General features: G+C 60.6%; 8 protein-coding genes, 3 rRNA genes and 1 riboswitch. Of the genes, 5 read left to right on the forward strand and 6 right to left on the reverse strand.

Going from position 1 to position 13,648, the window contains the following annotated elements; all coding sequences use genetic code 11:
* The first annotated feature begins 11 nt into the window (after positions 1–11).
* The gene (locus B7E02_RS11005; protein ID WP_080796053.1) at positions 12–539 is read left to right on the forward strand and encodes a DUF2771 domain-containing protein; all 528 of its coding nucleotides are present in this window, start codon (positions 12–14) and stop codon (positions 537–539) included.
* Between the two features lie 32 nt (positions 540–571).
* On the opposite strand, the gene B7E02_RS11010 is transcribed toward B7E02_RS11005, so the two are convergent.
* Positions 572–955 (reverse strand): cold-shock protein, encoded by a 384-nt coding sequence (locus B7E02_RS11010; RefSeq protein WP_080796055.1) that lies wholly within the window; start codon positions 953–955, stop codon positions 572–574.
* 434 nt (positions 956–1,389) lie between these two features.
* A riboswitch (cyclic di-AMP (ydaO/yuaA leader) is annotated at positions 1,390–1,518 on the forward strand.
* A 7-nt stretch (positions 1,519–1,525) separates the two neighbouring features.
* Between B7E02_RS11010 and B7E02_RS11015 the strand changes: the two genes are divergently transcribed.
* Positions 1,526–2,116: a resuscitation-promoting factor Rpf1 domain-containing protein gene (locus tag B7E02_RS11015; RefSeq protein WP_080796057.1), complete on the forward strand. Its 591-nt coding sequence runs from the start codon at positions 1,526–1,528 to the stop codon at positions 2,114–2,116.
* 78 nt (positions 2,117–2,194) lie between these two features.
* On the opposite strand, the gene B7E02_RS11020 is transcribed toward B7E02_RS11015, so the two are convergent.
* Positions 2,195–2,386: a hypothetical protein gene (locus B7E02_RS11020; protein ID WP_179129713.1), complete on the reverse strand. Its 192-nt coding sequence runs from the start codon at positions 2,384–2,386 to the stop codon at positions 2,195–2,197.
* A gap of 66 nt (positions 2,387–2,452) precedes the next feature.
* On the opposite strand from B7E02_RS11020, the gene B7E02_RS11025 reads away from it, so the two are divergent.
* From B7E02_RS11025 to B7E02_RS11035, 3 genes are read left to right on the forward strand one after another with little or no spacing between them, the layout of a single operon-like run.
* Positions 2,453–4,657: a helicase-associated domain-containing protein gene (locus B7E02_RS11025; protein WP_080796910.1), complete on the forward strand. Its 2,205-nt coding sequence runs from the start codon at positions 2,453–2,455 to the stop codon at positions 4,655–4,657.
* Positions 4,658–4,708: 51 nt separating this feature from the next.
* The gene (locus B7E02_RS11030) at positions 4,709–6,382 is read left to right on the forward strand and encodes a DNA repair helicase XPB (RefSeq protein WP_080796061.1); all 1,674 of its coding nucleotides are present in this window, start codon (positions 4,709–4,711) and stop codon (positions 6,380–6,382) included.
* Entirely contained in the window at positions 6,382–7,023 is a 642-nt protein-coding gene (locus B7E02_RS11035; protein ID WP_080796063.1) for a DUF3239 domain-containing protein, read from the forward strand. Before B7E02_RS11030 ends, B7E02_RS11035 begins: the two co-directional genes overlap by 1 nt.
* On the opposite strand, the gene B7E02_RS11040 is transcribed toward B7E02_RS11035, so the two are convergent.
* From B7E02_RS11040 to B7E02_RS11055, 4 genes are all read right to left on the reverse strand, one after another.
* On the reverse strand, positions 7,012–8,181 hold the full coding sequence (locus tag B7E02_RS11040) for a pyridoxal phosphate-dependent aminotransferase (RefSeq protein ID WP_080796064.1): 1,170 nt from the start codon (positions 8,179–8,181) through the stop codon (positions 7,012–7,014). The genes B7E02_RS11035 and B7E02_RS11040 overlap by 12 nt on opposite strands.
* Before the next feature lie 153 nt (positions 8,182–8,334).
* A 5S ribosomal RNA gene (gene rrf / locus B7E02_RS11045) occupies positions 8,335–8,451 on the reverse strand.
* 127 nt (positions 8,452–8,578) lie between these two features.
* Positions 8,579–11,663 (reverse strand): 23S ribosomal RNA (locus B7E02_RS11050).
* Positions 11,664–12,061: 398 nt separating this feature from the next.
* Positions 12,062–13,579, reverse strand: a 16S ribosomal RNA gene (locus B7E02_RS11055).
* Together the 16S, 23S and 5S rRNA genes form the textbook arrangement of a ribosomal RNA operon.
* Positions 13,580–13,648 lie beyond the last annotated feature (69 nt).

Below are 13,648 nucleotides of genomic sequence, written 5' to 3' on the forward strand. Positions count from 1 at the left end.
GATGGGGTTCCATGGCTAGCCGGAAGACACGACGCAGGAATCTGATCCAAATAATCGCGCTGACGCTGGCGGTGGTCCTCGTGGTGGTCGCCTCCGTGGTGTTCCAGAGCTGGTGGAACGACCGCCCGGACCCCGAGCCCTCGGAGATCTCCGTCACTGCCTCCTCCCCGGCCGGCGAGATCGAGGTGTTCCCCTTCAGCGTCTGTGAGCCGGGGGTGGCATGCGAGGAGAACGAGGTGCCCGTCCTGGAGGTCGGCGCGGACGAGGAGCTCCACCTCTCGATTCCGGAAGCCATCCATGACCACGACTGGTATCTGCTGACCATCTACGATGATCCCGCGGCCAACGACGAGTTCTACCACACCAGCTTCGACGCCACCGAGGTCACCGTACCCGGATCCGTGGACCCCACCGAGGAGGGTGGGCAGCGGCCCCGGCTCGTGGTCGTGGAGATCTCCGCGGTGATGATCGGACACGATTCGGATGGCGAACAGGCCCCCTACACCACCACCTGGTCCCTGAGCACGGTGGCAGAATAGGAAAGGCGGTGCCTGTGCGGCACCGCCTTCCTTCAGTTCTCCAGCTCCGTGGCCACCGCCCTCAGGATCGAAGCAACCTGCCGTCCCGATTTCCGGTCCGGGTAGTGGCCCTTCAACAGCCCCGGCTGCACACTTCCCTCCAGCAGCGTGACCAGATCCGAGATCATGCTGTGCAGCTGATCCGGCTCGTACTTGTGCTGGGGGCGCTTCCGGGGAGAGTCCAGCACCCTGACACGCAGCGCCTGGGGACCCTTTCGTCCCGCGGTGAAGTCATACTCGATCCGCTGGCCCTGGTGCAGTTCATCAACGCCTTCGGGCAGAGACTGCCTACCCACGAAGCAGTCGTCCTCCCCCGGATTTGAGACAAAGCCGAAACCACGCTCTGCGTCATACCATTTCACAGTTCCGACGGGCACTTGTCCTCACCACCTTCCTCAACAGTGGTCACCGCCCCGGTAGCGGGATAAGGATGGTCGCGCAGCTCGGAGGGTGACTCAAAAGAATACGAACGAACCAGTATACACCGGCCGGCCCTGGAGAAAAACACGCGCTCCGGTTCCCGCGACATTACGCCCGAGAAGAAAATGTAACCAGGATCACAGTTCAGGGTTTGCCCCCATGACCTGCAAATTCAAGGTGGGCCGCAAAAAAGTTTGATCAACAATCCATTAAGAACGTGACAATTTCGTTACCAAAGCGCTAGCGTATGTCGCAGGCACTTCGCATTGATCCACCATCCGGCTCTTCGCCAAATCCTGTCTGGAGCCGGAGGATCAACAAGGAACATGTGCAATAGACCGTAAATAATCTATCTTCCACCGTCCGGTGGAAGCGAATGCAGACAGGAACGGGGAAACCACCGCCTGGTCCACAGGCACCGGAGGTTCCACTCCTTGGGGTGAAGTCGGAGAAATCCGACAGAGCATATCCTCCGCTCTAACCCGACAGCTAACCTCGACGGCGACAAATGAGAGGAAAACCGCTCCATGGGACGTCACTCAACCAAGACCGGCTCCGCCGCAGTCAAGCTCGCTGCCTCCACCATCGCTTTCGGCGCTGCAGCAGCCGTGCTGGCACCGACCGCCTCCGCTGCTCCCGATTCCGACTGGGACCGTCTTGCAGCGTGCGAGTCTGGCGGCAACTGGGGAATCAACACCGGCAACGGCTACCACGGCGGAGTCCAGTTCTCCGCCAGCACCTGGGCCGCCTACGGTGGCAGGGAGTTCGCCCCCACCGCCAACCTGGCCACCCGCGAGCAGCAGATCGCCGTCGCCGAGCGCACCCTCGCAGGCCAGGGATGGGGCGCATGGCCCTCCTGCTCCGCGAAGCTCGGACTGAACTCCGCACCCACCCCGCGCAATGCCGCGGCACCCGCACCCGTAGCGGCACAGGTTGCCCCCGTCGAGGCCCCCTACGCGGCCCCGGCAGCACCCGCCAACGCCAACGTTGCCATCGGTTCCACCGATTCCGACACCATCCGGGCCACCTACGCCAACGTCACCCAGACCCTGGCACAGTACGGCATCACCGTTCCCGCAGAGGTCGAGGCCTACTACAACGCCTTCATCGGCAACTAGAAAGCCCGAAGAGGCGGTACCCCGGTTATCCGGGGTACCGCCTCTTCTTTGTTCTATCCGGGTTGCTGTCGGATCGGACTAGCGGTTGATTCTGGTGTAGGGATGAACGTAGCCCAGGCTCTCGGGGGGAACCGGGAGCTCAAGATCATCGCCGAAGGGACTGGACGCACCAGCCAACCGGGAGGTGAGTTCGGAAACCGCGTGGCCATCGCCTGGGAGGTGCGCCGGCCATGCCGGGTCAACGTATCCCTTTTTCTCTACATTTGACATGCCTCCCATTCTGTCAAACTCCGCCGCGAAAAGTCACCTCAACTGGAACTAAACTTGAATGCCACCATGAAAAATGATCCACCCACGATGACACTTCGGGACTGGCTGGCCGATTTGGACGATCCGCAGCTGGCCGAACTCCTGCGCAACCGACCCGATTCCGTGCTGCCACTGCCGCCCGGCTTTGGCTCCCTTGCAGCGCGTTTACAGCTGCGGGCGTCCCTGGTCCGCGCCCTCCACAGGCTCACCGCCCTCGACCTCGCGGTGCTGGAGGCCGCGGCGGACATCGGCGCGGAACTCCACCCCGTCACTGCCCCCGAAGTGGTGGAGAGACTGCACACCGTCCTTGAAAACAGCGGACAACTGCCGGATGCCGGGCAGGTCTCCCACGCACTGGACCACCTTCGCTCCATGGCCGTGATCTACGGGCGGGATCACATCCGTATTGTCGGTGAGGCGATGCCCGCACTGCCCACGAACTGGCAGCTGCTTCCGGAGGTGCAGGCCCGCACCCTGAGCTTCGCCGAGGCCACCGAGGCCGTGGGGTCGCTGGACCAGCGCAAACGAAAGATCCTGACCACCCTCGTGGCATCCGGCGGCTTCGGGCTGACAAAGGACGCGGCGATCACCGCCATTCCCACCCGCCCGATCCCGGAGCTGATCTCAGCCGGGCTGCTGGCACGGGTGGACAGCAGTACCGTCAAGCTCCCCGCCGCCGTGCGGCGGGTGCTTGAGGGGAAGCAGGCGCTGCCCTGGCGCATTCTGCCCGTCGACAAGCATCCGGGGACCGCCGATGATTCCGCCGGCGTCGCGGCCGGGCTCGAGGTGGTACGCCTGACCAGAATGCTTATCGACGCCCTGGGTGCCACCCCGGCCGCCACCCTGAAGGACGGCGGCCTGGGCGTGCGTGCGGTCAGCAGGCTGACCAGGGAACTGGGCGTGGACGAGTTCCTGCTCGCCAGGCTGGTCAACCTGGCTGTGTCCGGCAACCTGCTCGCCCGCGGCGTCCCCGATCCCCTGCCCGATGTTGATGACGGCGGTGATTACATCGCACCTACACCCACTGCCGATGAATGGCTCGCTCTCGACCTCCGTGGCCAGCTGGCCGCGCTGCTGCGCGCGTGGTGGTCACAGACCCTCGCCGCCTGGCTCGTCGGCGCCGCCGATCCCAGGAACAAACCGATCCACCTGCTCAGCCCGGCGGCGGCGCGTGAGCAGCTTCCGGACACCCGCGCGATCGTCATCGGGGCGCTGAGCAGAGTTGCACCGGATGAGCTGGCCGAGGAGATCTTCTATTCCCATCCGATCGCCGCGCACCGCATGGACGCCGGGACCGTGGAGCAGATTCTCGAAGAGGCACGCTGGATCGGCGCGGTCGCCGGTGGTGTCACCTCCGCCGGGCTCGCACTGCTGCGGGGGGATGACCCGGCCCCCGCGATCGACGCCCCTGCCCCGGTCCAGAACTTCCACGTACAGGGCGATCTCACGATCATGGTTCCCGGGCCGTTGGATCCTGCCATGCAGAAAATGACCGACACCATCGCCGAGCTGGAGTCCGCCGGTGTGGCCAGCGTGTACAGGATCACGGAATCATCCCTGCGCTCCGCCCTCGATACCGGGCTGAGCACCACCGACATCGAGTCCTTCCTCCGTCAACATTCTTTGACCGAACTCCCGCAGTCGGTGACCTATCTGCTCAAAGACATCGCACGCAGGCACGGTACCCTTCGCGGCGGGCCCGCACTGTGCTATCTGCGTTCCGATGATCCCGCCGTACTGCTCGCCGCCATCGACGCCGCACCCTCGGTGGCGCTGCGTCAGATAGCGCCGACCGTGGCCATCTCCCAGGCGCCCCTGATCGCCGTGGTCAGGGCACTGCGTGAGGCGGGAATGCACCCCGTGGCAGAGGACGCCCTGGGTGCCCGGCTCGACCTGTCCCCGACACCGGTGCGGGTACCGTTAAGGGAACGCCAACCCCGTCGGACGGGGCTGGACGACGGCCGCATCCGGGCGGCCATCAACGCCCTGCGCCGCGAGGACGCGGCGGCTGGCGGCGAGGCCACCGAACAGCCCACGCTGGCGGTCCTGCAGGCCGCTGCGAGGGGGAACCGCTCGGTGACTCTCGGATTCGTGGATAAACAGGGGGTGGCGGTGCACCGCGTGGTCAAACCTCTGACTGTGTCCGCCGGTCAGGTCGATGCCCTCGATGAATCCACCGGAAAGATCCACCGCTTCCTTCTCCACCGCATCACGGAAGTGATAGTGGACTAGCCGGAAAACCGTGACATAATGGGGGTTTCCACCTGTTAGGAGATTTCTTTAGTGGCTTTTGGCGATGGACCCCTGATCGTCCAATCAGACAAGACTGTTCTGCTCGAAATCGACCACCCCCTGGCCTCCGCGGCCCGGGCCGCGCTCGCCCCCTTCGCGGAGCTGGAGCGTGCGCCCGAGCATGTGCACACCTACCGCATCACCCCCCTTGCGCTGTGGAATGCGCGCGCCGCGGGACATGACGCGGAACAGGTGGTGGATCTGCTCGAGCGCTACTCCCGCTTCCCCGTGCCGCAGGCGCTGCTCATCGACATCGCCGAGACGATGTCGCGCTACGGGCGCGTCCGTCTGCACAAGCACCCCGCACACGGGCTCATCCTCGAATCCGCCGAACCCGCGGTGCTCGTCGAGATCACCCGGCACCGCAGGATCAAACCGATGCTGGGTCAGCAGGTTGACGCAGAGAACATCATTGTCCACCCCTCGGAGCGTGGCCGTCTGAAGCAGGAGCTGCTCAAGGTCGGATGGCCGGCGGAGGACCTGGCGGGTTACGTAGATGGGGAGGCGCACCCCATCGCACTTTCGACGGCAGTGGAGCAATGGGAACTACGCGACTATCAGCGCCTCGCCGCCGATTCCTTCTGGCAGGGCGGATCCGGAGTGGTCGTCCTGCCCTGCGGGGCGGGAAAGACCATGGTCGGTGCCGCGGCCATGGCCAGGGCGGGGGCGACCACGCTGATCCTGGTCACCAACACCGTCGCGGGCCGGCAGTGGAAGGATGAGCTGCTGCGCCGCACCACCCTCACCGAGGAGGAGATCGGCGAGTACTCGGGTGAGAGGAAGGAGATCCGCCCGGTGACCATAGCCACCTACCAGGTGGTCACCCGGCGCACCAAGGGCGAGTACAAGGCGCTCGAACTCTTCGATTCCAGGGACTGGGGGCTGATCATCTACGACGAGGTCCACCTGCTCCCCGCCCCGGTGTTCCGGATGACCTCCGATCTCCAGTCCCGCAGGCGCCTGGGTCTGACCGCCACGCTCGTCCGCGAGGACGGGCGGGAGGGCGATGTGTTCTCGCTGATCGGACCGAAGCGCTATGACGCCCCGTGGAAGGATCTGGAAAACCAGGGGTTCATCGCGACCGCCGACTGCGTGGAGGTCCGCACAACCATGACCGATGCCGAACGCATGGTCTATGCCACCGCCGAATCGGGCGACCGTTACCGGCTGGCCGCCTGCGCGCACACAAAGGTCGAGGTGGTGCGCAGACTGCTCGAACGGCACAGGGGCCAGCCCACGCTGATCATCGGGGCCTACCTGGACCAGCTGGAGGAACTCGGCGGGGAGTTCTCCGCACCCGTGGTGGACGGAAAGACCTCCAACAGGAAACGCGGTGAGCTCTTTGATCGATTCCGCAGCGGAGAGCTCGACGTTCTCGTGGTGTCCAAGGTCGCGAACTTCTCCATCGACCTTCCCGAGGCCGCTGTGGCGATCCAGGTTTCCGGGACCTTCGGCAGCCGCCAGGAGGAGGCGCAGCGTCTCGGGCGTCTGCTGCGTCCCAAGGCAGACGGCGGTGAGGCGCACTTCTACTCCGTGGTCAGCAGGGACACCCTTGATACGGAGTACGCCGCACACCGGCAGCGTTTCCTGGCGGAACAGGGCTACGCATACCGCATCATCGATGCCGATGATCTCCTATACCCCATCTCAGAGAAAGACCAATAATGCCGCACTTCCCTTTTCAGGTTGACGAGGCCTACGCGAAGAAGAACAATGAGTTCCTCCGCGACGCCAGGAGGCTCCAGGTCTCCGCCTTCTTCTTCGGTCTCGTCCTCATCGCCGGCGGTGTGGCCGGCTACTACGCCGCCGGTGGTGCTGTCTGGGGGTGGATCCTCGCCTTCGTGCTGGGGGTGATGGCGCTGATCAGTTTCATCATGATCCCGGTGCTGCCCAGACAGATGGGCTCGGCGCAGTCGCTCTATGACAACTACGACCTGGTCCCCGCGGTCATCGCCGAGGTCAACCCCCGCGATGTGGTGCTGCTCGCGCTGGTCAACATCAATGTCGACGATTCCGCCGCACCGAAGTGGGCGCTGGCCACACGCACGATCACCCGTGTCGGGATGCACCCGCGCAAGCTCGGTACCAGGGTGCCCTCGGTCGCCGTCACCGGTCGCCGCAGGGTGCGCAACCAGGAGCAGTGGGATGAGATCAGCCCGATGCCGATCACCTGGGGCACCACCGACGTTGACGTGGTGCGCAGGGCGGAGAAGACCATTCCCCACGAACAGTGGGCACGGCTGGAGAAGCTCAGGGGCCGCCTCGACGAGGTCAAGGAGACCAGGTTCAATCTCCTAGAGCTCTAGTTCCCCGATTCTCCCGAGACGCTGCGCAGCTTCGCGCAGCGTCTCTTCCTTTTTGCAGAAGGCGAAACGGACCTTCGAGGACCATTTCCGCGGATGATCGACAAAGGCCTGGACCGGGATCGCCGCCACACCCACCCGGTCGATGAGCCGTGAGCAGAACTCCGCCCCGTCACGGTCACCGATATCGGCGACGATGAAATAGGTCCCCCGGGAGTCATGGACGGACAGTCCGGCACCGGTCAACGCATCGCGGAGGATGTCGCGCTTGCGCTCCAGTCCGGAGCGCATGGATGACAACCATTCCTGCTCGTTCCTCAACGCGTACGCCACCGCGGGTTGGAGGGGGGTGGCACCGACGTAGGTCATGAACTGCTTCGCCCTGAGCACCCCGGTGATCAGGGGCTCAGGCCCCAGGGCCCAGCCGGTCTTCCACCCCGTGACGCTGAAGCTTTTCGACGCCGAGGAGACGGTGATCGTGCGGTCCCACATGCCCGGCAGGGTGGCAACCGCGACATGCTCAGCATCATCGAAAACCAGGTGCTCGTAGACCTCGTCCGAGAGCACGAGAAGGTCATAGACCCGGGCGATGCCGGCAAGCGCCTCCAGGGAACGGCGGGAAAACACCGAACCGGTCGGGTTGTGCGGGGAGTTGATGATGATCATCGACGTCTTTTTCGTGATAGCCGCCTGAAGCGCGTCGATGTCCAGCGCCCAGGAGTTGTCCTCCTCCTTCAGCGGTACCGCAACCCTGGTGGCCCCGGCGAGCGCAATGGCCGCGGCATAGGAATCGTAATAGGGTTCAAAGACGATGACCTCGGAGCCGGGTTCAACCAGCCCGAGGACGGTGGCGGAGATCGCCTCGGTGGCCCCGACGGTGATCAGAACCTCGGAATCGGGATTGTAGGCCAACTTGAATCTCTTCTTGCGCTCCTTGGCCACGGCCTTGCGCAGCTCAGGCGCTCCCCTGCCCGGTCCGTACTGGTTGTTACCCCCGGCGATCTGCCCGGCGGCGATGCGCAGCATCTCGGCGGGGCCATCCTCATCTGGGAATCCCTGGCCGAGGTTGATCGCATCGGCCTTGGCGGCCCTGGCGGACATCTGCGCGAAGATGGTTTCCCCGAAGGGGCGCAGACGGGAGACTACATGAGATTTGGACATGATTGCAGTCTATTGGTTCCGGTCACCACGGGTGAGCACAGGGGTGCGGACATGCGGAAAGAGAGTGCCACCCAGCAGAAGGAAACCCACTCCCACCACCAGATCACACTCTCCCACACACTACTTCTGCTTTAACAATCTTTTTAAGTTTTAGGTCGGCGGTAACCTACTCTCCCACACCCTCCCGAGTGCAGTACCATCAGCGTAACCAGGCTTAGCTTCCGGGTTCGGAAAGGGACCGGGCGTTTCCCTGCTACTATCACCACCGACACAACCACAACGGCAACCACACACCACCACACACCATGGTAGGCGATCGTGTGTCATGCCAGACACTGCATAGTGGACGCAAACACAACAATTCTTAAGTAAACACGCTTAATGCACACAAACCAACAGTTGTTTAAAATCGGATAATTAGTACCAGTCACCTCCACACCTCACAGTGCTACCAGATCTGGCCTATCAACCCCGTCATCTCCAGGGAACCTCAAAAGAAACCTCATCTCAAAACAGGCTTCCCGCTTAGATGCTTTCAGCGGTTATCCCTCCCGTACGTAGCCAACCAGCCCTGCTCCTGGCGGAACAACTGGCACACCAGAGGTACGTCCGTCCCGGTCCTCTCGTACTAGGGACAGCCTTCTTCAAGTTTCAACGCGCGCGGCGGATAGAGACCGAACTGTCTCACGACGTTCTAAGCCCAGCTCGCGTGCCGCTTTAATGGGCGAACAGCCCAACCCTTGGGACCTCCTCCAGCCCCAGGATGCGACGAGCCGACATCGAGGTGCCAAACCATCCCGTCGATATGGACTCTTGGGGAAGATCAGCCTGTTATCCCCGGGGTACCTTTTATCCGTTGAGCGACACCACAACCACAAGTAGGTGCCGGATCACTAGTCCCGTCTTTCGACCCTGCTCGAGCTGTCACTCTCACAGTCAAGCTCCCTTGTGCACTTACACTCACCACCTGATTACCAACCAAGCTGAGGAAACCTTTGGGCGCCTCCGTTACATTTTGGGAGGCAACCGCCCCAGTTAAACTACCCACCAGGCACTGTCCCCAACCCAGATCATGGGCCAAGGTTAAGGTATCCAATCCGATCAGAGTGGTATTTCACCAACGACTCACACACAACTAGCGTCACATGATCAACGTCTCCCACCTATCCTACACAAACCGAATCAAACACCAATACCAAGCTATAGTGAAGGTCCCGGGGTCTTTTCGTCCTGCCGCGCGTAACGAGCATCTTTACTCGTACTGCAATTTCACCGGGCCTGTGGTTGAGACAGCAGGGAAGTCGTTACGCCATTCGTGCAGGTCGGAACTTACCCGACAAGGAATTTCGCTACCTTAGGATGGTTATAGTTACCACCGCCGTTTACTGGGGCTTAAATTCTCAGCTTCGCCACCAACGTGACTAACCGGTCCTCTTAACCTTCCAGCACCGGGCAGGCGTCAGTCCGTATACATCAACTTAAACGTCTTCGCACGGACCTGTGTTTTTAGTAAACAGTCGCTTCCCTCTATTCTCTGCGACCACAATCAGCTCCCACCGCACGGTGTTCACCAACCATGGCCCCCCTTCTCCCGAAGTTACGGGGGCATTTTGCCGAGTTCCTTAACCACAGTTCACCCGAACGCCTTAGTATTCTCTACCTGACTACCTGTGTCGGTTTAGGGTACGGGCCAAACATGGACATCGCTAGAGGCTTTTCTCGACAGTACAGGATCACCAACATCACCCACACAGGGCTACGCATCACGCCTCAGACACATGACAGGCGGATTTGACCTACCCATCGTCCCACACGCTTACACCACAATCCAATAAGTGGCCTGGCTACCTCACTGCGTCACCCCATCACTTAGCTACTACCAGATCAGGTCCCACGCACACCACACCACCACATGCATCAAAGACACACACAACAGCGGGCATAGATGGTTAGTATCACTGATTCACCATGGGCGCCCACATTCGGGTACGGGAATATCAACCCGTTATCCATCGACTACGCCTGTCGGCCTCGCCTTAGGCCCCGACTCACCCTGGGAAGATTAACTTGACCCAGGAACCCTTAGTCATCCGGCGGATGAGTTTCCCACTCATCATTCGTTACTCATGCCTGCATTCTCACTCGCGCACACTCCACAACACCGTCACCAGGCTGCTTCACCGCGTACACGACGCTCCCCTACCCAACACACCCACAAGGATGCATTGCCGCGGCTTCGGCGGTGTACTTAAGCCCCACTACATTGTCGGCGCACAATCACTCGACCAGTGAGCTATTACGCACTCTTTCAAGGATGGCTGCTTCTAAGCCAACCTCCTGGCTGTTTTCGCGACTGCACATCCTTTTCCACTTAGCACACCCTTAGGGGCCTTAGCCGGCGATCTGGGCTGTTTCCCTCTCGACTACGAAGCTTATCCCCCGCAGTCTCACTGCCATGCTCTCACTTACCGGCATTCGGAGTTTGGCTGATGTCGCTAAGATTTTAGTCCCGCTAAACCATCCAGTAGCTCTACCTCCGGCAAGAAACACACAACGCTGCACCTAAATGCATTTCGGGGAGAACCAGCTATCACGGAGTTTGATTGGCCTTTCACCCCTACCCACAACTCATCCCCTCAGTTTTCAACCTAAGTGGGTTCGCGCCTCCACGACGTCTTACCATCGCTTCACACTGGCCATGGGTAGATCACCCCGCTTCGGGTCCAAGACATGCCACTAACACACCCTCGTTAGGATTCGGTTTCCCTACGGCTACCCAACACTGGTTAACCTCGCGACATGCCGCTGACTCGCAGGCTCATTCTTCAAAAGGCACGCCATCACACCACAAAGGATGCTCTGACAGTTTGTAAGCACACGGTTTCAGGTACTATTTCACTCCCCTCCCGGGGTACTTTTCACCATTCCCTCACGGTACTAATCCGCTATCGGTCATATCAAGTATTCAGGCTTACCGAGTGGTCCCGGCAGATTCACAGCAGATTTCACGAGCCCGCTGCTACTCGGGTACTAACACAACACCACCATGGTCATCTTCGCGTACAGGACTCTCACCTTCTACGGCAGGCGTTTCCACACCACTTCCACTAACAACCACAACCGATGCCACCGGCCGGCAGACCGGACACGCACTAGCCCCACAACCACCCACATGCAACCCCTGCCGGGTATCACACACATGGGTTTTAGCCATCATCCACGTTCGCTCGCCACTACTAACGGAATCACAATTGTTTTCTTCTCCTACGGGTACTGAGATGTTTCACTTCCCCGTGTTCACCCCCACACCGGCTATATATTCACCGGCAGGTGACCACACATCACTGCGGCCGGGTTTCCCCATTCGGACATCCTCGGATCAACGCTCAGTTGGCAACTCCCCGAGGCATAACGCAGCCTCTCACGTCCTTCATCGGCTCGACATGCCAAGGCATCCACCGTGTGCCCTTAAAAACAAACAACACCACACCACACCACCCACCAACCCGCCACAAGGACGAACCGGCAAAAGGCACGATGCGCGTTCGGATACACAAAACTTACAAAAAAATAAAGATGCTCGCGTCCACTATACAGTTCTCACACAACACAACACCAACACCACCACACCCACCCCACAACAAGGGAACAAGCGCAACAGACATCGATGCCCACAGGAAACAACACAACACACATGTCATCCCAGACACCCAACAGCATGCCACCTACCAACATTTCTCTTCCGCCACCACACAGATGATCATCTCCACCCGATTAATAACACGCCGATGGCAACCACATCCGGGTTCCAACACCGACACCGCACCCACACCACCAACCGGTGGCACCACGGGCACAGCACAAAAATAAAGCTCCTTAGAAAGGAGGTGATCCAGCCGCACCTTCCGGTACGGCTACCTTGTTACGACTTCGTCCCAATCGCCGATCCCACCTTCGACAGCTCCCCCCACAAGGGTTGGGCCACTGGCTTCGGGTGTTACCAACTTTCATGACGTGACGGGCGGTGTGTACAAGGCCCGGGAACGTATTCACCGCAGCGTTGCTGATCTGCGATTACTAGCGACTCCGACTTCATGGGGTCGAGTTGCAGACCCCAATCCGAACTGAGGCCGGCTTTAAGAGATTAGCTCCACCTCACGGTGTGGCAACTCGCTGTACCGACCATTGTAGCATGTGTGAAGCCCTGGGCATAAGGGGCATGATGATTTGACGTCATCCCCACCTTCCTCCGAGTTAACCCCGGCAGTCTCTCATGAGTGCCCACCATCACGTGATGGCAACATAAGACAAGGGTTGCGCTCGTTGCGGGACTTAACCCAACATCTCACGACACGAGCTGACGACAACCATGCACCACCTGTACACCAACCACAAGGGAAGGACTATCTCTAGCCCGATCTGGTGTATGTCAAGCCCAGGTAAGGTTCTTCGCGTTGCATCGAATTAATCCACATGCTCCGCCGCTTGTGCGGGCCCCCGTCAATTCCTTTGAGTTTTAGCCTTGCGGCCGTACTCCCCAGGCGGGGCGCTTAATGCGTTAGCTGCGGCACAGAAGTCGTGGAAGACCCCTACACCTAGCGCCCACCGTTTACGGCATGGACTACCAGGGTATCTAATCCTGTTCGCTACCCATGCTTTCGCTCCTCAGCGTCAGTTACTGCCCAGAGACCTGCCTTCGCCATTGGTGTTCCTCCTGATATCTGCGCATTTCACCGCTACACCAGGAATTCCAGTCTCCCCTACAGCACTCAAGTTATGCCCGTATCGCCTGCACGCCCGGAGTTAAGCCCCGGGATTTCACAGACGACGCGACAAACCACCTACGAGCTCTTTACGCCCAGTAATTCCGGACAACGCTCGCACCCTACGTATTACCGCGGCTGCTGGCACGTAGTTAGCCGGTGCTTCTTCTCCAGGTACCGTCACAAAAGCTTCGTCCCTGGCGAAAGGAGTTTACAACCCGAAGGCCGTCATCCCCCACGCGGCGTCGCTGCATCAGGCTTGCGCCCATTGTGCAATATTCCCCACTGCTGCCTCCCGTAGGAGTCTGGGCCGTATCTCAGTCCCAATGTGGCCGTACACCCTCTCAGGCCGGCTACCCGTCGACGCCTTGGTAGGCCATTACCCCACCAACAAGCTGATAGGCCGCAGGCTCATCCCACACCGAAAAATCTTTCCACCACACCCCAACAGTGCGGTCCTATCCGGTATTAGACCCAGTTTCCCAGGCTTATCCCGAAGTGCGGGGCAGATCACCCACGTGTTACTCACCCGTTCGCCACTAATCCACCCTGCAAGCAGGGCATCATCGTTCGACTTGCATGTGTTAAGCACGCCGCCAGCGTTCGTCCTGAGCCAGGATCAAACTCTCCACAAAATGAAAAAATATCACGGCCGTGAAAAGCCCGATAACCCAGCCAACAACAAAACCAACACCCACAACCAC

It is taken from the genome of Corynebacterium pacaense, from assembly GCF_900169525.1.
Taxonomy (GTDB): domain Bacteria; phylum Actinomycetota; class Actinomycetes; order Mycobacteriales; family Mycobacteriaceae; genus Corynebacterium; species Corynebacterium pacaense.